Annotated in this window: 20 protein-coding genes; 9 read left to right on the top strand and 11 right to left on the bottom strand. The window is 68.2% G+C overall.

What is annotated here, in order from left to right; translation table 11 throughout:
* Positions 1 to 206 precede the first annotated feature (206 nt).
* A complete protein-coding gene (locus tag ACFY0U_RS38385; protein WP_388644008.1) occupies positions 207 to 1,331 on the top strand; it encodes a hypothetical protein in 1,125 nt (374 codons plus the stop codon).
* Between the two features lie 126 nt (positions 1,332 to 1,457).
* Here ACFY0U_RS38385 and ACFY0U_RS38380 read toward each other — a convergent pair whose 3' ends face one another.
* From ACFY0U_RS38380 to ACFY0U_RS38370, 3 genes are all read right to left on the bottom strand, one after another.
* On the bottom strand, positions 1,458 to 1,808 hold the full coding sequence (locus tag ACFY0U_RS38380) for a hypothetical protein (RefSeq protein ID WP_388644006.1): 351 nt from the start codon (positions 1,806 to 1,808) through the stop codon (positions 1,458 to 1,460).
* Positions 1,809 to 1,989: 181 nt separating this feature from the next.
* Positions 1,990 to 2,517, bottom strand: a complete 528-nt coding sequence (locus tag ACFY0U_RS38375) for a hypothetical protein (protein WP_388644004.1) — start codon at positions 2,515 to 2,517, stop codon at positions 1,990 to 1,992.
* A 1-nt stretch (position 2,518) separates the two neighbouring features.
* The gene (locus tag ACFY0U_RS38370) at positions 2,519 to 2,983 is read right to left on the bottom strand and encodes an ATP-binding protein (protein ID WP_388644002.1); all 465 of its coding nucleotides are present in this window, start codon (positions 2,981 to 2,983) and stop codon (positions 2,519 to 2,521) included.
* 192 nt (positions 2,984 to 3,175) lie between these two features.
* Here ACFY0U_RS38370 and ACFY0U_RS38365 point away from each other — a divergent pair, with 192 nt between their 5' ends.
* Together ACFY0U_RS38365 and ACFY0U_RS38360 are read left to right on the top strand one after the other, a co-directional pair.
* On the top strand, positions 3,176 to 3,406 hold the full coding sequence (locus ACFY0U_RS38365; RefSeq protein ID WP_388644000.1) for a DUF397 domain-containing protein: 231 nt from the start codon (positions 3,176 to 3,178) through the stop codon (positions 3,404 to 3,406).
* A 104-nt stretch (positions 3,407 to 3,510) separates the two neighbouring features.
* Positions 3,511 to 4,431: a helix-turn-helix domain-containing protein gene (locus ACFY0U_RS38360; RefSeq protein ID WP_388643998.1), complete on the top strand. Its 921-nt coding sequence runs from the start codon at positions 3,511 to 3,513 to the stop codon at positions 4,429 to 4,431.
* 15 nt (positions 4,432 to 4,446) lie between these two features.
* Here the strand turns inward: ACFY0U_RS38360 and ACFY0U_RS38355 are convergent, their stop codons facing one another.
* Entirely contained in the window at positions 4,447 to 5,265 is an 819-nt protein-coding gene (locus ACFY0U_RS38355; protein WP_388644024.1) for an SAM-dependent methyltransferase, read from the bottom strand.
* 391 nt (positions 5,266 to 5,656) lie between these two features.
* Between ACFY0U_RS38355 and ACFY0U_RS38350 the strand changes: the two genes are divergently transcribed.
* A complete protein-coding gene (locus ACFY0U_RS38350) occupies positions 5,657 to 6,283 on the top strand; it encodes a DUF6000 family protein (RefSeq protein ID WP_388643997.1) in 627 nt (208 codons plus the stop codon).
* Between the two features lie 195 nt (positions 6,284 to 6,478).
* Here ACFY0U_RS38350 and ACFY0U_RS38345 read toward each other — a convergent pair whose 3' ends face one another.
* A complete protein-coding gene (locus ACFY0U_RS38345; RefSeq protein ID WP_388643995.1) occupies positions 6,479 to 7,879 on the bottom strand; it encodes an MFS transporter in 1,401 nt (466 codons plus the stop codon).
* A 293-nt stretch (positions 7,880 to 8,172) separates the two neighbouring features.
* Here ACFY0U_RS38345 and ACFY0U_RS38340 point away from each other — a divergent pair, with 293 nt between their 5' ends.
* Together ACFY0U_RS38340 and ACFY0U_RS38335 are read left to right on the top strand one after the other, a co-directional pair.
* The gene (locus tag ACFY0U_RS38340) at positions 8,173 to 9,987 is read left to right on the top strand and encodes a thiamine pyrophosphate-requiring protein (protein WP_388643993.1); all 1,815 of its coding nucleotides are present in this window, start codon (positions 8,173 to 8,175) and stop codon (positions 9,985 to 9,987) included.
* A gap of 544 nt (positions 9,988 to 10,531) precedes the next feature.
* Positions 10,532 to 11,653: an FAD-dependent oxidoreductase gene (locus ACFY0U_RS38335; RefSeq protein ID WP_388643990.1), complete on the top strand. Its 1,122-nt coding sequence runs from the start codon at positions 10,532 to 10,534 to the stop codon at positions 11,651 to 11,653.
* A 193-nt stretch (positions 11,654 to 11,846) separates the two neighbouring features.
* On the opposite strand, the gene ACFY0U_RS38330 is transcribed toward ACFY0U_RS38335, so the two are convergent.
* On the bottom strand, positions 11,847 to 12,308 hold the full coding sequence (locus ACFY0U_RS38330; protein WP_388643988.1) for a hypothetical protein: 462 nt from the start codon (positions 12,306 to 12,308) through the stop codon (positions 11,847 to 11,849).
* A 1,056-nt stretch (positions 12,309 to 13,364) separates the two neighbouring features.
* Here ACFY0U_RS38330 and ACFY0U_RS38325 point away from each other — a divergent pair.
* On the top strand, positions 13,365 to 13,823 hold the full coding sequence (locus ACFY0U_RS38325) for an SRPBCC family protein (RefSeq protein WP_388643985.1): 459 nt from the start codon (positions 13,365 to 13,367) through the stop codon (positions 13,821 to 13,823).
* A gap of 64 nt (positions 13,824 to 13,887) precedes the next feature.
* On the opposite strand, the gene ACFY0U_RS38320 is transcribed toward ACFY0U_RS38325, so the two are convergent.
* From ACFY0U_RS38320 to ACFY0U_RS38300, 5 genes are all read right to left on the bottom strand, one after another.
* The gene (locus tag ACFY0U_RS38320; protein WP_388643984.1) at positions 13,888 to 14,463 is read right to left on the bottom strand and encodes a hypothetical protein; all 576 of its coding nucleotides are present in this window, start codon (positions 14,461 to 14,463) and stop codon (positions 13,888 to 13,890) included.
* Positions 14,464 to 14,676: 213 nt separating this feature from the next.
* Positions 14,677 to 15,612 carry a GNAT family N-acetyltransferase gene (locus ACFY0U_RS38315; protein ID WP_388643982.1) on the bottom strand — a complete coding sequence of 312 codons (936 nt, stop codon included), beginning with the start codon at positions 15,610 to 15,612 and terminating at the stop codon, positions 14,677 to 14,679.
* A gap of 220 nt (positions 15,613 to 15,832) precedes the next feature.
* Positions 15,833 to 16,342 (bottom strand): helix-turn-helix domain-containing protein, encoded by a 510-nt coding sequence (locus ACFY0U_RS38310; protein ID WP_388643980.1) that lies wholly within the window; start codon positions 16,340 to 16,342, stop codon positions 15,833 to 15,835.
* Between the two features lie 134 nt (positions 16,343 to 16,476).
* Positions 16,477 to 16,935 (bottom strand): MarR family winged helix-turn-helix transcriptional regulator, encoded by a 459-nt coding sequence (locus ACFY0U_RS38305; RefSeq protein ID WP_388643979.1) that lies wholly within the window; start codon positions 16,933 to 16,935, stop codon positions 16,477 to 16,479.
* A 174-nt stretch (positions 16,936 to 17,109) separates the two neighbouring features.
* The gene (locus ACFY0U_RS38300; protein WP_388643977.1) at positions 17,110 to 17,607 is read right to left on the bottom strand and encodes a DUF4440 domain-containing protein; all 498 of its coding nucleotides are present in this window, start codon (positions 17,605 to 17,607) and stop codon (positions 17,110 to 17,112) included.
* Positions 17,608 to 17,816: 209 nt separating this feature from the next.
* On the opposite strand from ACFY0U_RS38300, the gene ACFY0U_RS38295 reads away from it, so the two are divergent.
* Together ACFY0U_RS38295 and ACFY0U_RS38290 are read left to right on the top strand one after the other, a co-directional pair.
* Positions 17,817 to 18,449, top strand: a complete 633-nt coding sequence (locus tag ACFY0U_RS38295; protein ID WP_388643974.1) for a DUF6368 family protein — start codon at positions 17,817 to 17,819, stop codon at positions 18,447 to 18,449.
* A 692-nt stretch (positions 18,450 to 19,141) separates the two neighbouring features.
* On the top strand, positions 19,142 to 20,302 hold the full coding sequence (locus ACFY0U_RS38290) for an LLM class flavin-dependent oxidoreductase (protein WP_388643972.1): 1,161 nt from the start codon (positions 19,142 to 19,144) through the stop codon (positions 20,300 to 20,302).
* Positions 20,303 to 20,782 lie beyond the last annotated feature (480 nt).

Here is a 20,782-nt window from a genome sequence, read left to right as displayed (position 1 = left end):
AGGCGAACGGCGCCCCCGAACCGGCCACGGGGTGCCGCATGGCGACCGGCCTCACGCGATCCCAGAGCGGCAGGGTCGGGAGACGCCGCCCAGCGCGCTGCGCACCCCGCCGTATCTCGTAGCCCGGATCGTCCAAGTCCTGGAGTTCGAGAAGCCACTGTCTGGCAACCTTGCAGGTCGCTGGACCATCTGGGAGGGGACCCGCTGTGACCGAAGTGCTGCCCGGCTCCGTCAACGCCGGTGACGACGATGCCGACGACGCCGACCGCGAAGCCGTCGAACAGGAGCGCGCCAAGCTGCGGGAGTTTGTCGCAGGGCTCAGCGCGGACGACATCAAGTCGGGCGGCTGGTTCACGAAACTCTGCGCCCAGGCACTGCGGTCGTACACCCAGAAAGCCACCTGGGAGTACTTCCAGCACAAGTACAAAGGCGTGCCCGCGGACGGCATCGTCGGGCAGCAGATCAAGCTGGCGGCAAAGAACGCCATGATCGAAGGCGGAATCAGCGCCAGCCTCTACAACGGGACGATCGCCGTGACCATCGGGTCGCTGGGTGGCGCGAGTCCCGCCGCTGTTCCGGCCGGTGTCGTCACGTTCATGGTCGACCTGACGTACATCACCCAGCTGCAGATGCGCCTGGCCCACGACATCGCGGTGATCTACCGGATTCCCCTGGACGTGGACGATCCCGAAGACATGATGAAACTGGTCCGGGTGGCGTTCGGCATCAAAGCCGGTGAGGTTGCCCGCAGCAGCATGAAGTTCGTACCCGGTCTGGTCCGGCAAGTCCTCAAGAAGTACTACTCCGGTCCGGTTCTTGCCGCCGCGAAAAGCCTTCCGTTCGTCGGGAAACACCTCCTGCAACGCAACATCATCAAGTTCGGCATCCCCGGCGTCGGGATCCCCCTCACCATCCTCGTGAACCGCTACACGACCGTGGCTGCGGGACGCCACGCCAAATCCGTGTTTCGTCACGAAGCAGAGGTGATCGAACTCGCCGACACGCTGATCCGACGTACGCAGCACGCGCAGTTGTTGCTGTGGGTCGCGTGGCTCGTCATCAACGCGGACGGCAAGATCGCCGACGCCGAGCGCCTGCTGTTCCAGCAGCTGACGCGGCTCGCCCGGGAACGGCATCACGTCGATGACGAGCAACTCGCCAACGTCATCAGCATCGACCCGGAAGAGGTCTGGCGCCGCGTCGACGCCGAGCTCGGGGATCTCAGTGACGTCGTCTACGCCGCCGAACGGGTCGCCACCGTCGACGGAGATCTCACCACGCACGAGAAGGCAGTCCTTGCCGAGCTACGGGATCGTTGCCGGCGGCGCTGAACCCGAGTGGTCCTTCTCCGGTGCGTCGTCGGCCTTCACGGCACCGCGCGGTGAACGCGGCTCAGCCCGGACGGCTCGTCCGGGCTGGGCTGGTGTCGCTCGCGTGAGGCGCGCGGCAGGAGGAGGTCAGCAGTTGCGGATGGACCAGACCGGATCCCAGTTGTAGGGGACCTCGCCGCCACCGGGCTGGAAGGACGTCAGTACGTTCCCGCTCTGACCGTAGAAGTACGACGTCACGTTGCCGGTCTGGTTGTTGAAGTAGTCGCCCTCGCCGTTCCCGTCGGAGAGGTAGTAGCGGTTGCAGGCGTAGAAGAAGAACGTCTTCCAGTCGTTCGTCGTCGGATCCCAGACGTTGGTGCAGAGAGTGCCCGCGTCACAGACGTACGTGGATCCCGGAGGCCCGCGCTCGGTCCGGACCGCCGGAGACGTCGTCGGCGAAGCCGCGGCGGCAGCCTTGGCCGATACTGCCGGCCCCACTCCCTCAGGTGCCGGAGGGAGGGCGACGACCCGCGCAGCGGGCCCATCGGGGAGGGGACGGCGGCCAGTGCCAGCGTTCTCGTGTGCGGACGGCCTCAACGTAAGACACGGCCAGAGTGCGGTGCCAACCTTTCGACCACCGTCGAAAAGCCTTGCCGTCCAGACGATGCGGGCGCGGTCCTCAGCCGGTCAGCGTGGAGGCGAGTGCCTCGGTCGCGTCCAGGAGTTCGTTGTCGTTCTCGGCCAGCAGACGCGGGATGACGCCGCGCTGGGCGTGCACGGCCCGGCGGGCGGCTGACTCCCACTCGATGTCGTCACCGTGGCGGCGTCGGAGCTTGGGGTAGGCGGCGGCCGTGGTCTCCCATTGCCGGGCGTCGGCTATGTTCCGCAGCAGACGCAGGATCTGCGCACGGCACGTCGTCTGTGGCCGCTGGGCCAGATCCCACAGGAAGGGGACCGTGACGGCCGTCGCCTGTCCGACGACGAAGCCGTGCCGACAGATCCGGTGCCGCAGTCGGTCCAGCGCGTTCTGCGTGGCGGCCTCGTCGCCCGAGGCGATGGCGGCGAGCAGATAGGGGATGGCGGCGGCGGATCCCGACACGTCCTCGATGTCGCTCCAGGGCACGAGGGCGACGTCGTGGAGCGTGGTGGTCCGAGGCGGTTGCGGCACGGCTCCCTGACCGTTTCGGAGCTCGGTGCGCGGCTTCATGTCAGACGCGCGCCTGTGTGGGCAGCATGGCCCAGACGGTCTTGTACAGGGGAGTGTGGCGGGTCCAGCCCCAGTGCTGGGCGAGCGCCTCGACGATGAACAGGCCACGGCCGTGTTCGCTGAGCGCGTTCGGCGCATGCGCCGGGTGCGGAAGCCCGTCGCCCTGGTCGGTCACGGCGCACACCAGGTGGGACGTGCGGCGCGTGAGCCGCAGCCACACGTCGGACTCGGCGTCGTCGGGCGTGTCGCTTCTCCGGCCGTGCACGACGGCATTGGCGGCGAGTTCGGAGACGACGGCCAGCGCGTCGTCCCGGCACTCGCCCAACTCCCACTCGCCCAGGATGCGTTCAGTGAACTCGCGCGCCTGGGCGCATCCCTCGGTGCTGCCGGGCAGGCGCAGGGTGGCGCTCCTGCCGGTGGTTCGCGAAACGGCGGCGAGGGGCACGGCCCGTTGTGCCGGGAGCACGGTCGGGCCAGACCAGGGTGCTGGGCGCGCGGGCTGCGACACGGCATCTCCTGAAGTGACGTCAGGACGTCAGAACTAGGCACCAGCAAGGACGTTGGCGACGGAGTTATTATCCACGTCGACAGCCAGTCCGTGCAATTTCACGAGAAATTGCACGTGTGGATCGAGCCAGTCATGCGCGAGGAGACTGCAGTGCCAACAGTTCCGAACGGGGTGCAAGCGAGTTCACTGGACGTCCGCTGGACCAAGAGCCGGCACAGCAACGCCGAGGGTAACTGCGTCGAGGTGGCCACCCTGGCTGAGGGGGGCGTAGCGATGCGCAACTCCCGTGATCCGCACGGTCCCGCGCTGGTCTACACGTCCGCCGAGGTCGCGGCCTTCCTGGCCGGTGTGAAGGACGGCGAGTTCGACGACCTGATCTGAAAGGGGACGCACGCCGTCCGCCGCGCGCTTGGTCCCGGGCATGCGCGCAGCGGCCAACCGGTGCGATAATGCGGGCTGTTGCCTTCTGTCCACCGGGAGTCAGGATGCCCTCCGAGTCACCGCGTGTCTCCCGTCTCGAACCGTACCTGCACCGCACCGAGCCCGCGCCGACTCTGCTGAAGATGCTGGTCGGCGTACAGCTGGCGGGCTTGCGCGAGGATGCGGGCCTGGCGCAGGAGCAGGCGGCGCGGGCCGTCGGGTTCAGCCCGGCGAAGCTGTCGCGCATCGAGGCGGGCAAGGGCCGCCGGCCACCCACCGAGACCGACGTCCGCGCGCTGCTGGACTTCTACAAGACGGACGAGCACGAGGCGTCCGTCCTGCTCCAGCTGCTGCGGCGGGCCGGTGAGCCCGGGTGGTGGCAGCGCTTCGACAAGCGGCTGATGCCGGAGTGGTTCGACCGGCTCGTGGGGCTGCAGGAAGCGGCCGATTCCATCCGTACGTTCGAGATCCAGTACGTTCCCGGACTGCTGCAGACGCCCGCCTACACGCGCGCCGTCATGGAACGCGGCCTGCCCGCGGCCTCGAGCCGTGAGGTGAGCCGCCGCGTGGAGCTGCGCATGAAGCGCGCGGAGCTGCTGGAACGGCCGGACGCGCCGCAACTGTGGGCGATCGTCGACGAGTCAGTGCTGCTGCGGGTCCTGGGCAGCCGCGAGATCATGCGCGAACAGCTGGAGCATCTCATCGAGATGGCCGAGCGGCCGCACGTCACCGTCCAGGTCGTACCCCTGGACGTGACCAACGCCTCCGCACCCGCCATCCCGGTCACCTATCTGCGCTTCGGCGGCCTCGACCTCCCGGACATCGTCTACCTGGAGCACATCAGGAGCGCCACGTTCCTGGAGGACCGTGACGAGACCGAGCAGTACCGCGTGGCGCTGGACCAACTGGCCGACGACGCGCTCAGCCCCCGTGACTCCCTCGACCGTCTGCGCGAGACCGTCAAGGTGCGCTACGGGGGCCTGTGAGCAGGTGCCGCGCGCTCACACGATGCGGCCGCATCCGCCGAACTCGACCCATTCGTGGGTCAGCTGACGCGGCGCCACTTCGGTGTCGGGCCGCCAGGTGGAGACCTCCACCAGTCCGGGCTCCAGGATCTCCAGCCCCTCGAACCACTGCGCGACGTCCTTCTCCTCGCGCACCCGGCCCCAGTGCCCCTGCGTGGCCTTGTCCATGAAGTCGGTGACGAAGTCCCGCACCTTGGGGTCCTCGCTGACCAGTTGGCACATCACCAGGCAACTGCCGGGCACGAGCCGCTCGGTCACCCGCTTCACGACCGCGAGCGGGCCCTCCGTGTCGCTGTCCGGAATGCAGTGGAACACCGAGTTGAACAGCACGCCCACCGGCTGCGAGAAGTCGATCAGCCGCTGGGTGTCGGGGTGGGAGAAGATCACGTCGGTGTCGCGCATATCGGCCTGGATCACGGCCGTACGGTCGTTCTGGTCCAGCAGGGCCCGGCCGTGCACCAGCACCATCGGATCGTTGTCCGCGTACACGACGCGCGAGGTCGGATCGATGCGCTGGGCCACCTGGTGGACGTTGTTCTGCGTGGGCAGACCGGACCCGTGGTCCAGGAACTGCCGGATGCCGTACTCCTGCGCCAGCGTCCCCACCACCCGCTGCAGGAAACGCCGGTTGTTCAGCGCCAGCGCCCGGGTGCTGGGCACCACCTTGTCCAGTTCCTCGCACGCGGCACGGTCGACCGCGTAGTTGTCCTTGCCGCCCAGGTAGTAGTCGTACATGCGCGCGGCCGTCGGAACCGTGGCATCGATCTTGGTGGACAACCGCTTCCCGGACTCCATCGTCTCCCCAGTCACGTATCGCACCGAGCTGACCGGTGCGTCAGGCAATACATCCTAGGGACAAGGCAGTTGGCCCAGCCACCGTCTGGAGAAAGTCCCGACCGCTGTGGAGAAGACGGCAGCTGGCCGGTCGTCGGCGGAACGCCGCTGAGGGGTCCCGGCGTTGGGGCCCACGAGACCGAACTCGGGCTTCGACGCGGCGCCTTGGCCTGCCCCAGGAGGAGATCGCGCGTGCGACCCCTACCTCATGGCACGCCTGGTGCGGGCTCTGAGTCGAGCAGCAACTGATCACCGACGCAACGGTCCTCGAACACACGACGAGCCGGCCGACTGACCTGTGCGACTGAGAAATACGCTGGTCGAACGGCTTCGCCCAGGACAGGATGCGGCTATGCCTTACGCCGACGAGAACCCCGAGTCGCTCGCTCTTGTCAACCGCTACGTCAAGCCTGGCAGGCGCTACCTCAAACTCGGCGGTCCGATGAGCCGGATGACCGAGCCGGAGCGCGCCGAGTTCATCCGGGACCTTGGCGAGGCCGCCGCCGCTATCACGCCCCGCGAGCTGACCATCCTTCTCGAAGGCGGGTGGCGCGAACGCAAGACCGCAGCCTGGCTCATCGCTGTCGCCCGCAGAACCGAGTTCCGTGAACGCCTCGGCGACCTGCTGCTCGCCAGCGAGGTCTGCTTCGCGGGCACGGCCTACTGCGTCACCTTCGCCACGTTCGCCACTCCTGCCGATGCGGACTTGCTGGTCGCCTATCTGGATCGCTACCTGCGACGACCCGATCTCTACTACGACCAGCCGGCCGCCATCGGCGCGCTCCTCCATCTCGACGACAAGCTCCGTGCCGATCGAGCAGCCCGATTCCTGGCCGAGGACGGCCTCTGGCACCAGTGGATCGACGGACCGCCCCGCAAGGAACACCACGGCACGCCGGACAACTATCGCAAGGGCATCATCCAGCACTGTGGCTTCGTCGATGAGAGCGCAGAGCACCTCCCGGCAAGGAAGCGATGACGTCGCCCAACTCCTCGGCATCAGCGACCAGATGATCCAAGAGGTGGACGGGTGAGTTCCCGGCGATTGCCACGCCTCGGTCGGCGACTCCTGATGGCGGTCGCCCGCGACGCGGCGGGCATCGCAGATGCCGTCCCGCTCCGTGCCGCATCCAGCGCGCTCCGTCGGGCTGGATGACAGGACGGCCGTTCATGGTCACGCCGCTTCCTTGAAGGGCACATCCTCGGCGATGGGAGACTGGCGCCGCGGCATGAGCAGCATCGTTCCGGCGGCCAGTGCGACGGTGACGCAGCACAGGTTCATCGTCGTCACGACACCCAGCGCCTCGCTCAGCAGCGAGCCGGCCAGCATGCCCGCCAAGGAGGCCGCCGCCTGGAGGAATCCGATGGTGGCGCTGACCCTGCCCAGCACGGCGTCCGGAGTGTGTCGGGCGACGAACGTCCCGCTCGTGATGGCGAAGCAGACCATGGGTGCCCCGATGGTGAGGAACAGTACGGCGCTCCACCCGATCACAGGGGTGTTGAATGTCGCCGCGAAGGCCATGGCGAGCGCCGTGAGGGAGCCCACCAGCACAGTCCGGTCGGTCAGCCTCCGGGCGAGTGCGCGGCTGAGCGGCACGCCGAGCAGGGACCCCGCACCGAAGGCCCCGAAGAGCAGGCCGAGGACCTGTGGTGAAGCGTGCAGGACTCGGTCCATGTACGGGATGAGGCCGACGTTGACGGCGGACGTGGCGATGGCGAAGAGAGCACCGGCTCCCGCGATCGCCGCCAGCCATGGGCTGTGGCGTATCTGGGCGACTCCCTCGTGGATCTCGGCGACCAGGGTGCGTACCTGCCCACGTCCCTCTCCGGTGCTGTGGCGCGCGATCGTCGACGGCCGGTGGCGGACCATCGCGAGGCACAGGGCCGAACACGCGTAGCTGATCGTGTCGATGGCGACGACTGCCGTGAAACCCAGGCCGCCGTACACGGCCCCGCCCAACGGGCCGCCGACGAGCCGGATGGAGCCGGCGATCAGGGCGCTCAGGGAGTTCGCCGAGTGGAGGTCGCCCTCACGGCCGACCAGTTGCGGGAGCAGGGCGGCGGAGGCCGGGTTGAACAGCTGACTCAGGGACGATTCCAGGACCAACGCGACGTAGATCAGCCAGACTTCGTCCGGGCTGTCCACCCACAGCATCAGCGAGACCGCCGCCATGCGAGCCAGGTCCGCGGCGATCATGACGCGCAGCCGGTTCCAGCGGTCGACGAGCGCCCCGGCCAGTGGACCGAGGACCAGCGCCGGAACCGTTCCCGCGGCCAGCGAGAAGCCGGACGCCCTGGCGGATCCGGTCAACTCCAGGACGTAGTACGGGACCGCGAGGAGCAGGAACCAGTCGCCGAGGCTGGACAGCAGTTGACCGGAGGCGAGAAACCGGTAGTCCCGGATCCGCAGCACACTGAACACGACCGTTCCTTCGGGTAGAGGCCCGGGCCCGGCAGCCGGCCTGGCCGTGCGGAAACGTGTGAGCGGCGTCAATTCCGCCCAGACAGCGGGTGCATGACGACCAGCGCGTACCGCCCACTGGACTCCTTCAGGCCGATCAGGCTCCTCTCGCACGGCAAGCAACTCCCTTGCGGTCGATTACCTGCGCTGCCGACTGACAGGTGCCGTGTGATCACCTCGCCGGAGGAAAATGTACAGGACGTACAGAACGTCAGGCGAGTACCAGACCGAGCAGGAGAGGCGGGATGAGCGCTGCGAGCACGGTCACGGCATGTCCCTTGCCGGAATGCCGTGCGAGGGACGGCGCGCGGTCGTTGTCGGAGCAATCGGGCAAACCCCGTGTCGGCGTCCGGTCATCGGGTACGCGGATGCCGCGCCTGCCGATGCAGACCCTGAGAGGAACTCCCATGTCCGTCAAGGTGTCCGACTACGTTCTCCAGCGGCTCCGCGAATGGGACGTCGATCATGTCTTCGCCTACGCCGGCGACGGCATCAACGGCCTCCTCGCCGCCTGGGGCCGATCCGAGAACAACCCGAAGTTCGTGCAGTCGCGCCACGAGGAGATGTCCGCGTTCGAGGCCGTCGGCTACGCCAAGTTCTCCGGCAAGGTCGGTGTCTGCGCGGCGACGTCGGGCCCGGGCGCGATCCACCTCCTCAATGGCCTCTACGACGCCAAGCTCGACCACGTTCCGGTCGTCGCGATCGTCGGGCAGACCAACCGCAGTGCCATGGGCGGCAGTTACCAGCAAGAGGTCGACCTGCTGAGCCTGTACAAGGACGTCGCCTCCGCGTACTGCGAGATGGTCACCGTCCCCGAACAACTGCCGAACGTCATCGACCGGGCCATGCGCACCGCCTACGCCCAGCGGACCGTGACGGCGGTCATCATCCCCGCCGACGTCCAGGAGCTGACCTACAAGGAGCCCAGCCACGCCTTCAAGATGGTGCCCTCCAGCCTGGGCCTGACCCACTCCGCGCCCGTCCCGGCCGCGCCCGACCTCGCGCGCGCCGTCGAGGTGCTCGACGCGGGCGAGAAGGTTGCGATCCTCATCGGGCAGGGTGCGCGGGGCGCCCGGTCCGAGGTGGAGGAGATCGCCGACGTGCTCAGCGCCGGGGTGGCCAAAGCGCTGCTCGGCAAGGACGCGCTGCCGGACGATCTGCCGTACGTCACCGGATCGATCGGCCTGCTGGGCACCCGCGCCTCCTACGAGATGATGCGGGACTGCGACACTCTGCTCGTCATCGGTTCCAGCTTCCCGTACACCCAGTTCCTGCCGGAATTCGGGCAGGCCCGGGCCGTGCAGATCGACATCGACCCGTTCATGATCGGACTGCGCTATCCCTTCGAGGTCAACCTCGTCGGGGACGCGAAGGAGACGCTCAAAGCCCTGCTGCCGCAGCTGAAGCGGAAGAAGCACGGCTCGTGGCGCAAGAAGACCGAGACGGCCACGGCCCGTTGGTGGGAGGTCATGCAGCGGCGCGCCGCGGTGGAGGCGGACCCGATCAACCCGGAATACGTCGTCCACACGCTCGACGCGCTCCTCCCGGACGACGTGATCCTGGCCGCCGACTCCGGCTCCGCCGCCAACTGGTACGCACGGCATCTGCGGATGCGTGGCACCATGCGCGGCTCCCTCTCCGGCACCCTCGCCACCATGGGACCCGGCGTGCCGTACGTGATCGGCGCCAAGTTCGCTCACCCCGACCGTCCGGCGCTGGCGATCGTCGGGGACGGGGCGATGCAGATGAACGGCATGGCCGAACTCATCACTGTCGCCAAGTACTGGCCTGAATGGCAGGACCCGCGGCTGATCGTCGCGGTCCTCAACAACCAGGACCTCAATCAGGTGACCTGGGAGATGCGCGCCATGTCCGGCGCCCCGCAGTTCCTCCCCTCCCAGGCACTCCCGGACGTGGCGTACGCCGACTTCGCCCGGTCCATCGGGCTCGGCGGGGTACGGGTGGAGAAGCCGGGGGAGGTGGAGGAGGCCTGGCAGCGGGCGCTCAGCGCCGACCGGCCGTTCGTCATCGACTTCCGGACCGACCCGGCCGTACCGCCGATCCCGCCGCACGCCACGCTCGAACAGATCGAGGCCGCCGCCTCGGCCCTCATCAAGGGCGACAGCGACCGGGCCGGAATGATCCGGCAGGGGCTGAAGGCGAAGGTGCAGGACATGCTCCCCGGCGGCAAGCACCGCGAGGACAGGCGGCCGCAGGGCTGATGACTCCGCGCAGCGGCTGGGGCGCGGAGGCGCTGCGCGCTGGTGGTGGCTGCGGGCCGCTCGTCGACCGCATCGAGGCCGCCGTCTACGGCGTTCCGGCCGACGCGCCAGAGTACGACGGCACTGGCCTGGGACGCGACCACCATGGTCGTGCTCCAGGGCGGCGGCGGTGCCGGCCACCGAACTGGGCTACCTACGGCGGGGCAGCGACCGCTACGGTCCTTGAGCGGCCACTCGCTCCCGTCGCGACCGGAAAGAGCGTCACCCCGACGACATCCCGGGCACTGCCGAGCCGGTCAAGGCGGTTGTGGAGGATGAGCCTGGTGGGCGCGGTGCGTCGCGGCGTGAGCGGCCCTGGCCGACGCCGAGCTATAGTCACCTGGTCGCGAAAAACGATGGTCCACGGGTCCGCCCGCCGGACATCGCACACACATCGATGCAGATGGTTCTGATCGTTGAGCGTCTCCTTGCTGAGACCGGGCATCTCGTCCGCTCCCGGCACTGACCAACGCCGGCGCGTGCCGGCGCGACAGAGGAGCGCAGCATGCAGAAGACCATCGCCATCGTCGGAGCGGGACTGGGCGGGTTGACGCTCGCCCGGGTGCTTCAGGTTCAGGGCGTAGCCGCGACGATCTACGAGGCTGAGACGTCGGCGACGACCCGTACGCAAGGCGGCCTGCTCGACATCCACGAGGAGACCGGCCAGGTCGCCCTTCGCGCAGCCGGCCTGTACGACGAGTTCCTCACTCTGGTCCGCCCGGGCGAGGACGCCAAGCGTGTGGTCGACCGCCACGGCACGATTGTGTTCGACATGCCCGCGGACCCCGGTTCGGCGCGTCCTGAGGTGGACCGTGGCGAACTCAGGCGCCTGCTCATCGACTCGCTGGCGCCCGGGACGATCAGGTGGGGTCACAAGCTCGCCTCGGTCCGCCACCGTGTGGAGGGCGGCTACGACCTCACCTTCGCGAAAGGTCCCGCCGCGCGCGCCGACATCGTCATCGGCGCGGACGGAGCCTGGTCGAAGGTGCGTCCGCTGCTCGTCCCCGCCGAGCCTGTCTACAGCGGAACCTGCTTCATCGAGATCGCTCTCGCCTCAGGCGGCCACAACTGTCGGGCGAGCGTGGCCGCGATCGGCAGCGGCACGCTGATGGCGGTCGCGCCGGGCAAAGGCATCATCGTCCACCGCTACACCGACGGGCACGTGCGCGGATACGCGGCGCTGAACAAGTCCGAGGAGTGGATGAGTTCGATCGACTTCGCCGACCCGCGCGCGGGCCTCGATCAGGTTGCCGCCGAGTTCGACGGCTGGTCGCCGCTGCTCACCGCCTTCGTGACAGCGAGCGACGCGGAACCGTGGCTCCGACCCATCTACGCCCTTCCCGTCGGGCTCACATGGGACAGACTGCCCGGTGTGACACTCGTCGGCGACGCCGCGCATCTGATGTCACCCTTCGCCGGCGAAGGCGCGAACCTCGCCATGTACGACGGCGCGGATCTGGCGAGCGAACTGGTAGGGCAACCCGACATCGAGGTCGCGCTCACCGCCTACGAGGATCGGCTGTTCCTGCGTAGTAGCGATGCGGCCGGCCGCTCGGCTCAGAACCTGGAGATCTTCTTCGGCCGGGAAGCACCGCAGAGCGTAGTGACTCTGTTCGACCACGCCTGATACCTCAGTCCGGTTTCGCGACCTTGCCGCGGACCCGGCGGGTGACGCGTAGGGCCATCGCGTGACTATCGGAGGTTGTGCGCACTCCTGAGGATCGTGCGGTGGCCGCACGGCATGGCGCAGGCCCTGCCTGGGGGCAGGCGATGTGGGGGGATGCCGAGGCAGCACACCGGCACTGCGGGGCCGTGAGGGTCTAGCAGGCGATGACGTACCAGACGGGGGTCCAGTTCACGTCGTTCCTTTCGGGGGCGTCGCTGGAGAACATCCAGACACCGTTGACGTCGTAGAAGTGCGCCCTGGTGCCCGGTGTCTGGTTGTTGTGGAGGGAGCCCCAGCCGACGAGGTTGGGGAGCGTGTAGGTCGTGTTGCAGGTGGTGTAGTCGAACCTGTTGCCGTTCGCGCCCTTGCCGCACACGTAGTAGTAGGCGCAGTTCAGCGAGGCGGCGGCCGAGCCGGACTTGGCCGTTTTGGGTGCGATGGCGTTCTTCATCTGGGCTGCCGTCAGTGACGGCTGCCGGGCTGCCTCGGAGGTGAGGCTGCCGGTGGCGCCGTTGAGGCTGTCCGTGTGGGCGGCGGCTGCACCGTCGAGCCCGACTGTCGAGGCCGCGATCGCCGCTGCTGCGAACAGTGTCGCGGCCAGTTTGCGTGGTGCCATGAGAAGTCTCCTCCCTGTGCCGGTCAACTTGCGTTCCAAAAGGAGCGGTTGGCGGTTATTCACCTTCAAGGGCTTGGCTCGAACAAACGGCTGCGGAAGGTGGCGTGGTTGTTGGACGTGAACCCCACGCGGAGCCGACAGCGTGGATCTCGCCTGACCAGTTGTCGGCTGCCTTCTGTGGCTGTGACGGCTCCGGCTGCGAAGCCGGCGGCTCCGGCCGGTGTGCTCATCGCGCGCGTTGCACACCCCCCGATGGAAGCCGAGTGGGACATCGTGCTGGACGATCACCGCGCCCTGCGTGCCGGACGGGGCTCGCGTTCTCGTGTGCGGAGGGTTTCAACGTAGGACGTGGCCGGAGCGCAGTGCCAACTTTTCGAAGGCCGTCGAAAAGTCGCCGTCCGATTATGCGGCGGCTCATCAACCGGGCTGCGTGAAGCTCGCCCCCACGCTGGGCGGAGGGATCGCGAAGAGCAGGTCCCAGCAGGCTTCCGCCTCGACGGTCGGGTCCGTACGGCGGCGTGGTTTCGGGGGACACGATGACCGCGAGCGCGGTGCCCGGTAAGGCATCTGACGGTGTGTCGCCTGACGGTGTGTCGTATGAGTGGAGAGCAACTACCCGCTCCCGCCCACCAATCCGTCGGTGCCGGCACCAGCTTCTGCGCATCCGGCGAGACCGACATCGTGTTGCTTCTGTCGCCCGGGCGGCCCTACCGGCCGGCGCCGACGGCTGCTGACCGCAGCGCCCTGGTGCTCCAGGCCTCATCCCGCCGGAGCAACGCCCGCACCGTGGTCCGGATCCGCGGGCGGTGACGGATGCAGCGCGAGTCGGCGCTGGAGTCCGCGATGCCGCAACTGGTAGGCGTCAGGGCGTTGTGGGCGGTGAACGCGACGTAGCGGCGTCCGGCGTTTACGGCCGACGCCCAGGAGGGCGACGACGAAGGCCAGCCAGCCGATGTCGTTCGCCTCGCGCGAGGACCTTGCTTCCCATAGGGTCGCTGTGCCGCCTTCGATACGAAGGCCGCGCGGTCCTCACGGCTCAACCGGTCAGGAGTGCCCATGGCAGGACAGTTCGAAGCAGTGGTCGAGATCGACCGGCCGGTCGAGGAGGTGTTCGCCTATCTCGCCGACGGACGCAATGATCCCCAGTTCAGCCCTCGCGTACTGCGTATCGAACGGGTTCCTGACGCCCCCACCGCCGTGGGAACGGTCTTCCGGAGCACCGTCAAGGACGCCGGAGTGAAGAGCTCCAGGGAGTTCCGTATCACCGAACTCGAAGCCCCGGTGCGGATCCGCTGGACCGAGGTGTCGAAGAACAGCGTCGCGGTCCGTGAGGGCGGCTACGACCTGTCGGAGTTGCCCGACGGCAGGACCCGGGTCCGCCTCTTCAACGTCCTGGAAGGCCACGGTGTCGGCAAACTCATCGTCGGCCTCGCTCTTGCCGCCGCCAGAAAGGACGCAGACGCTTTCGGCGGCCGGATCAAGAAGGCGGCCGAGGCGGCAATCACGCCACGCTGACGCCGAGTTGCCGGGGCGCGTGGGGCCCCGGCCGTAACGCTGGACGAGTAGGTCTGATCTCCGGTCAGTGGTCATATGCGATCAGTGACCGGGTGAATCGGGGCTTTGGTTGCGTTGTTGTGCCACATCGCGGCGGCCATCGCGAGGATGCGCTGAGCAGGATGCCATCGTGCTCGGCGACCATGTCTGCCTCGACTTCAAGCATCGAGGCCAGCACCTCGCGCTCGCCGATCTTCGGATCGGCCAAACCCCACAGGATCGGCATCCCAGACGGAGTGCACACCAGATACAGCTTCAGCCCCCAGTAGAACCGCGAGTGGCTGGCGCAGTACCCGTAGCCCGCCCATCCGGCCAGGTCCGAGCGTTTCACCGTTGACCGCGACATCCCGCAGGGCACCGGGGTGGAGTCCATGATCCAGCAGTCGTCCAGCCAGAAGTCGCTTGACTTCGCCAGCATCCGGATGACCCGCTTGACCAGGCCGAGCGCGGACCGCAGCCGCTGGCTGTAGCCGGACGGCTGAGGGGGGTACGGGAACATCCCGGTGAGGTGCTTGCCGGCGTAGCGCAGCCAGTGCGTCTCGGACGTGAAGCCGAGCAGTGATTGGGCGAGCGCGACGCACACGAGCTCGGAGTCGGTCAACACCGAGCCTGCCCAGCCGTCGTGGTCCCGCCAGCTCGTCGTCGATCTTCACGTACAGGGCGGTCAGGAGGGTCTCGTTGTCGTTCGTCACACAACGATCAACGAGACCCTTCTCCCTTTGCGCCCGCAGGACTTCGGACCTACTCGTCTAGCCCTACCAACCGGGGTGGGGATGGGCCGCTCAGCATTCGTTACGGCGCGGGAGCGGCCCCCTCACAACCGGCGGGTGAACTCCTGGCGGTCGGCGAAGTTCTCGTAGCCTGCCCGTTCGAAAGCCATGATCATGGCGGTGTTGGCCGCGTCGCAGTCGCCGCGGATCTCCTCGGCGCCCGCTTCGACCAGCAGCCGCGTGCCGCGGGCCACCACCGCCGTCGCGTAGCCGTTGCCGCGGCAGGCGGGAGACACAGCCACCAGGCCGATCACCGCGGTCGAGGGGTTTCGGGCGGGGAGGCTGAGGGCGGCCGGCGTGCCGTCCGGAGCGTAGCCGAGTTCCCACCACGAGGGCTCGAACGAGAACTCCTCCATGTCCGCGAAGAGGCTCTCCGCGGCACGCCGGGCGCCATGCCGGGCGACCATGGCGGCGAGTTGGGCGTCGGCGCTGGTCGGCAGCGCCTCGGCGAGGAGAGCGATGAACGGCTCACGGCCCAGACTGGGCAGGGAACGCCAGGTCAATCGGTCATCATACGAAGTGAGTTCCGCCCCGGAGCGGCGGCGGAAGCGGCGACCGTCACGGGCCCGCTCGAAGCCCGCCAGACGGAGAAGCTCGGCGCGCCGTTCCGGCTCCGCCTGGAACTGGGGCGGCTGCGTGGGCGAGTCGATGACGTGCTCCAGCTCCGTGGCGCCGAGCGAGCCGGCCAGGGCGACGGCCTCGGCCAGCAGCGCCTGGCCGGTGGCCAGGGCGGGTTCGTCCCACGGTGTCTCAAGGAGCACCAGGGCCATCGGGACGTCGTTCCCGGGGAGAGTCCATAGCGCGGTGGCCGCGGTGAGCCGACCGGCCTCGTCCTCCGCGACCAGGCACCACTCCGGCCGGGTGCACTTCTTGGCAAGTAGGTCGGTGAGGTATGCGGCCGTCCCGGCGTTGCGCTCGGGCTGGTCGGAGTGCTGGACGAGGCCAGGCAGTTCCTCTGAGCGCGCTATACGTATAGGCATGTACTGGGATCATCCTGTCTCTCGATGACGTAGCTGGCTTTGCATGAAATCGCCACCCAGTGGCACCGGCAGGCCTGGCTGTTCCTGCCCTTGTCAGACCGACCATCAGACCCGGGCGGGCCTACGGACTGGATACTGTCGGCCTCCTGCCGCAGTGGTGGATCCCACGGCCGATCGGCTGCGGTCGTGGCCTGGCGCAGGGCGGTGCGGCGTAGGCATCTCATTCCACCGGGTAGCGCACCACCAACACCCCCTCCGCATCCCTCCCCACCGCCTCGTACTGATGCGGTACATCCGCCGCCCACCGGGCGTGGCCGCCCGGGCCCACCTCGAGCGGGGCGGAGGCGGGACCAACCCGCGCCGTGCCGCTGAAGACCAGCAAGTGCTCCTCCGTGCCCGGCACATGAGCGGCCGAGCGCTGCACCGCGCCGCTCTGAATGCGGATGCGATACACCTCCGACACCGCAGCCGCGTCCTGCACGCGGTCCGTCAGCACCGCGTGCACCGCCGCGCCCTGCACCGGGGCGGGGCCGACGACCGTGCTCAGCGGCGCCTCGAGGGCCGTGGTCAGCGCGTACAGCGTCTCCAGGGTCGGATTGCGCTGGCCGGTCTCCAGTTCCGAGAGCGTGCCCTTGCCGACGCCGGAGCGGCGGGCCAGTTCCGACAGCGACAGGCCGCAGTCCTGGCGCAGACGGCGCAGCCGCTCGCCCACCTCCTGGGCCAGTTCCATAGCTTTCCGTCCCTACCGCGCCGGTGATGCATTGTCGTGGCGCGACTAGCGTTCCATAAACAGAACGTTCTGTAAACGGAACGATCACGCGATGCACACGCACCGCGGCTCAGGCGGGGTTGGGACTTACTCGTCTAGTGGTGCCAAGCCCGCCCGCCCGTGTTGTGGATGAACCGCTGTAACACCTTGAGGGTGGTCAGGTACTCCTCGTCGGAGATGCCTGCGTGCCGTTCCGCCCAGAGCTCGTCCTGAAGGGCCGCTGCTTTGTCGTAGAACCCCCTGCCGTCAGCCGTGATGCCCAGGCGTCCTTCGGCATCCTCGGTGATCCAGCCCTGGGCGATGATCATGTCGATCTCTGACTCCATGGTTTCCGGGCCGACGTCGAGGTAGTGCCGAAGAAGGCTGGACACTTCGTCACGGGTCTTGACGGTGTCGGTGCTTGCCACCTGCGCCAGAGCCCACCACTGCGGTTGGGTGGTGCCGATCCCGGCGAGGACGGCCCGGGTGCGGGTGACAACGGCCTTGTAGGCAGCCCAACTCCAGTAGCCGATGGGCTGCTTGACCAGGTCGGTGTCGCTGTGCGAATACTCCATGGTCGAAACCCCTGTCGTTGTCTGAGCCGGTTCGACGAAATCGACCGTAGAAACTCAACTGGACTTGAGGTCAAGGGCGTACCGGTCGATTCGTCCGGGACGTCGCCTACTTGCACTGACACTGAACGGCGGGCCATGTCGTCGGGCGTCAGAGAGCCGTAAGAAGCGACGTCTCTAGTCTGTGCCGGGTGGTACACGGGTGGCTTGGTGGTAGTACATGCGCCAGCCTGCGGTGTGGTCCTTCTTGCGCCAGATGGAGCTGTGCCGGGTCCGGTGTTCGCCGAGTGTGGTCTCGAATGTCAGATGCACCACGCCCGGTGCGAGCAGCACTCCCGAGATTTCTGAGGGTTCGTAGCGGGGGCCGTCCGGCGAACTGCCCGGGTGGTCGGGCAGTTCGGCGAGCATGGTCTCGTATGTCCATCGCCGCCCGGACCCGCCGACTTCCGTGAACTCGGGGTCGAGGAGTTGCGCCGCGTGGTTTCGCGAGGCGCGGATATGAGGATCCATGAGCTGCCTCTCGGCTGCGATCGCTTGGCTCACGTCGTCTGTTGCGCTGTTCATGGCCGTATCCTCGCCGGGCCCGCCCCTGGGATGGGCGATGGCTAGGCGGGTGAAGCGTTCGAAGATCCGCTGGCGGACTCCGACGGGGATGTCGGGGCCGTCGTCAGTCACTTCGAGGACTGCTTCGTGCGTGTCCCGGTTGTGGGTCAGGCGGGCAGTGCTGGTGCTGGTGGTGTGGGCGGGGTGGTCCGGTGGGCGATTTTGTCGCGGACCAGGTCGGCCAGGTTCGCCGGGTTGGTGGCGTCGGTCCTCGGACCGCCTGGGCTCGATGTGGGATCGATTTTGAGCGGCCGCGGAGCCGATCAAACTAAGCTCCCGGCATGTCTGGTCCAATGTTGGTGATCGATTTGGCGGAGAAGCTCTCCCCGGCTGCGCTGCGGGAGTTCCGCGCGTTGATGGTGGGGCTCTCCTCCCACTTTGACGAGAAGCGGCCCGGGTTCTTTGACGTCAACGTGCCCGCAGAACGACTGGGCGTTGAGGACAGGCGCGAGGAGGACTGGCGAAAGCCGTTCCCGCTTCCGCTTCTCGGCAACGCCACCGCGGACGAGGGGCTCACGGCCCTGGTGGGATTCAATCCGCAGCGCGTGGACGGGCGTCGGCCCTTCCTGGTCTACTTGATGGGGCCCGGTGTCGGCGACGAGAGCACCTTCGAGGCTGAGCACACGGACGAGCCCGAGGTGGAGATCGTCCTCGGCTTCAGACCGACCCATGCCGTCAATGTCAGCGCCTGCTGCAATCGCGAGATCGACCACGTGGCCACGGCCCTGCTGACCGCCGCTGTCATGGACGTCATCGGAGGTGTGGCCAAAGCCGAACTCCTGGACGGACAGTCGTCGGTCGTCGCCGGCCTTCCGGGGGTGTTGGGGAGCGTGGACGACGACGGGATGGCGCTGGGCACGGCGGAGTTCCTGCGGGCCTGGGCTGCGCACCCCGCTTTCCGGCTGGTCAAGTAGCCCAAGCCGATCCGCGGCGGAGGTGCTGCTGTGACCTGGAACGCGGCACCTTGCCGGATCAAGCGGCGAGAGGGGATCGGGACAGCCAGGACGTCGCGGTGGCGGAGGTAGGTGCGCAGAGCCCGGGTCCGCACGGTGTGGTTGGGGTGGTGAGAGTTGGCGATGGTGAACTGCCCCAGCGGTCCTAAGTGCGCTTCGATCGGGTTCGCCTACGAGGCGTAGGCGGGGTGAATCGCAGTTCGACTTTGTAATTCTTCGCGCAGCGGCGGATGTCGTCGCCCTCGTGGCCGACAGGCGGTCGGGACGCCGTTGTTCGGCCCAGCCCGAGCCCGCGGTGGGCCGGGTACCGCGTAGAACATCCGTGATCGCCGCCCTGGCTGGTAGCAGACCATTCCTGCCATCGACACCCGGCCCGATCCTCGGGCATGGGTCGCCGGGGCAGCACGCCCGTGGTGCGGGTGCGCGGAACGCCCAGCCTGGCCCGAGGGCAAGGCCGAGATGCTGCGTACTGCTGCCGCAACCTTGAGTTCCGACAGGGGGCGACGCGTCGCTGTAGGAGTGGTCGCACCAGGCGTGCTCAGGGGCGGTTTCCGGAATTGGGTGAACGGGATGATCTATGGGTGTTCGTCAGGCGATCATGGGTACGGTTGCGGAATTTCGTGTTCCGTATGTGATGTGAGGAGCAAGTCCCCATGAAGGTAGACGTCTTCAGCGAGATCCAGGACCCCCGCCCCTGGCAGGACGAGGATCACGAGCACCGGCGGCTGGACCAGGCGATAGAACAGGCCGTGCTGGCGGACGAGTTGGGCTACGGCTGCTGGTGGCAGGTCGAGCACCACGGCGCGGAGGAGTTCAGCCTGTCGTCCGCGCCGGAACTTCTGCTCGCGGCGCTGTCGCAGAGAACGTCGAGGATCCGCCTGGGCCACGCGGCCGTGTTGGCCCCGCGTGAGATCAACCACCCCATCCGGATTGCCGAACGCGCCGCGATGCTGGATCAGTTGAGCGGCGGGCGAGCCGAGATCGGCCTGACCCGTTCCACCCCGCCGGAGTGGCGCCTGTTCGGTGCGGACCCGGCGACGGTACGGGACCGGACGAGCGACGCCTTCGACGTCGTACCGCGGATGTGGACGGGGGACACATCGGTGAGCGGCGGAGTGCGGGTGATCCCGGCCCCGTACCAGAAGCCGCACCCGCCGCTGTGGCAGGCCGCGTCGAGCCCGGCGTCCTTCGAGGAGGCGGGCCGGCGCGGGGTGGGGGTGCTTGGTACGACGCTCTGGGAGCCGCTGGACCGGGTGGCGCGGCTGGTGGGGCTGTACCGGGAGGCGGCGGCCGCGTGTACCGACCCGGTTGGTGCGTTCGTGAACGACCAGGTCGCCTTCTTCACGTTCGTGCACTGCGCGGAGACCGACGAGGAGGCGATGCGCACGGGCGCCGCCGCGGCGGCCGCCTGGTACACGGCCCGCGCTCTCACGTTCTTCGAGGCCGCGGACGCCTTCATGGAAACGATGGCCAGAGAGCAGGCCCTGATGTCCGACCCGTCCGGCGGGGGACTCGCGGGAGAGTTCCTCCGCAAGGAGGCCTCCTCCGGGGCCGGCCCCAGCGCGGCCATGCTCGTCATCGGCCGCTTCCTCCAGGGCGAGCGGGTACCCGACGACGAGGTCTACGAGGCCCTTGCCGAACAGGACTCCTTGATCGTCGGCAGCCCCGAGACCTGCCGCAAGAAGCTCCGCGCCTACGCCGACCTCGGTGTCGACCGGCTGATGTGTTTCCATCAGGTGGGAGCTCTTCCGCATGAGAGTGTGATGCGGAGCATCCGGCTGGTGGGGGAGCTGATCCCGGAGTTCGACGCCTGACGTCGACCCGTGTACGAGGAGAGGCCACCGGTGGCCAGGCCAGGTCATGGTGGCCCTCCTCTCCCCTCCTGGTGCCGGCGACATGGGCGGCCCGGCCGCGGGTCGCTAGAGGCCCTAGCGGCGTGCGGACCACCGCTGTCTGCTGCTCCAGGCGTCGGTACCCGCCGCCGGCGCCACGGCCGAACCGCTGGCCGCAGCCAGTGCCACCAACGGCTCTCCCGACATCCCCGGCCCCCTTCGCCTCATGCCGACATCCCGACCGCAGCGCCGGGCTCGGCCCCCAGCACGGCCTCTACGACACCCGTAGGCCGGTGAGGCCGTCATCCCGGCCCCGCGGCGCAGGGGTAGGCAACCTCGAGACGCTGCCAAGAAGAAGGGCGTCGCGGCTCTGCAGGTCCGTACGGAGGGCGAGCGTCTCGTCGGCAGGACCGGACTCGCCATCGACCTCCCACGACCAACACCTTGAGGCGCCGGGTCAGT

It is taken from the genome of Streptomyces sp. NPDC001536 (assembly GCF_042894505.1).
Classification (GTDB): Bacteria; Actinomycetota; Actinomycetes; order Streptomycetales; family Streptomycetaceae; genus Streptomyces.
The sequence above is the reverse complement of the archived record's forward strand: the minus strand, read 5'-3'. Positions and strand labels throughout refer to the sequence as shown.

What these genes read in the sequence shown, in the direction of transcription:
- ACFY0U_RS38330 (WP_388643988.1), bottom strand. Translation starts at nt 12,308, where the DNA reads ATGGCACCACGCAAACTGGCCGCGACACTGTTCGCAGCAGCGGCGATC.
- ACFY0U_RS38310 (WP_388643980.1), bottom strand. Translation starts at nt 16,342, where the DNA reads ATGGAACTGGCCCAGGAGGTGGGCGAGCGGCTGCGCCGTCTGCGCCAG.
- ACFY0U_RS38350 (WP_388643997.1), top strand. Translation starts at nt 5,657, where the DNA reads ATGCCTTACGCCGACGAGAACCCCGAGTCGCTCGCTCTTGTCAACCGC.
- ACFY0U_RS38375 (WP_388644004.1), bottom strand. Translation starts at nt 2,517, where the DNA reads ATGAAGCCGCGCACCGAGCTCCGAAACGGTCAGGGAGCCGTGCCGCAA.
- ACFY0U_RS38315 (WP_388643982.1), bottom strand. Translation starts at nt 15,612, where the DNA reads ATGCCTATACGTATAGCGCGCTCAGAGGAACTGCCTGGCCTCGTCCAG.
- ACFY0U_RS38360 (WP_388643998.1), top strand. Translation starts at nt 3,511, where the DNA reads ATGCCCTCCGAGTCACCGCGTGTCTCCCGTCTCGAACCGTACCTGCAC.
- ACFY0U_RS38295 (WP_388643974.1), top strand. Translation starts at nt 17,817, where the DNA reads ATGTCTGGTCCAATGTTGGTGATCGATTTGGCGGAGAAGCTCTCCCCG.
- ACFY0U_RS38290 (WP_388643972.1), top strand. Translation starts at nt 19,142, where the DNA reads ATGAAGGTAGACGTCTTCAGCGAGATCCAGGACCCCCGCCCCTGGCAG.
- ACFY0U_RS38340 (WP_388643993.1), top strand. Translation starts at nt 8,173, where the DNA reads ATGTCCGTCAAGGTGTCCGACTACGTTCTCCAGCGGCTCCGCGAATGG.
- ACFY0U_RS38335 (WP_388643990.1), top strand. Translation starts at nt 10,532, where the DNA reads ATGCAGAAGACCATCGCCATCGTCGGAGCGGGACTGGGCGGGTTGACG.
- ACFY0U_RS38355 (WP_388644024.1), bottom strand. Translation starts at nt 5,265, where the DNA reads ATGGAGTCCGGGAAGCGGTTGTCCACCAAGATCGATGCCACGGTTCCG.
- ACFY0U_RS38305 (WP_388643979.1), bottom strand. Translation starts at nt 16,935, where the DNA reads ATGGAGTATTCGCACAGCGACACCGACCTGGTCAAGCAGCCCATCGGC.
- ACFY0U_RS38325 (WP_388643985.1), top strand. Translation starts at nt 13,365, where the DNA reads ATGGCAGGACAGTTCGAAGCAGTGGTCGAGATCGACCGGCCGGTCGAG.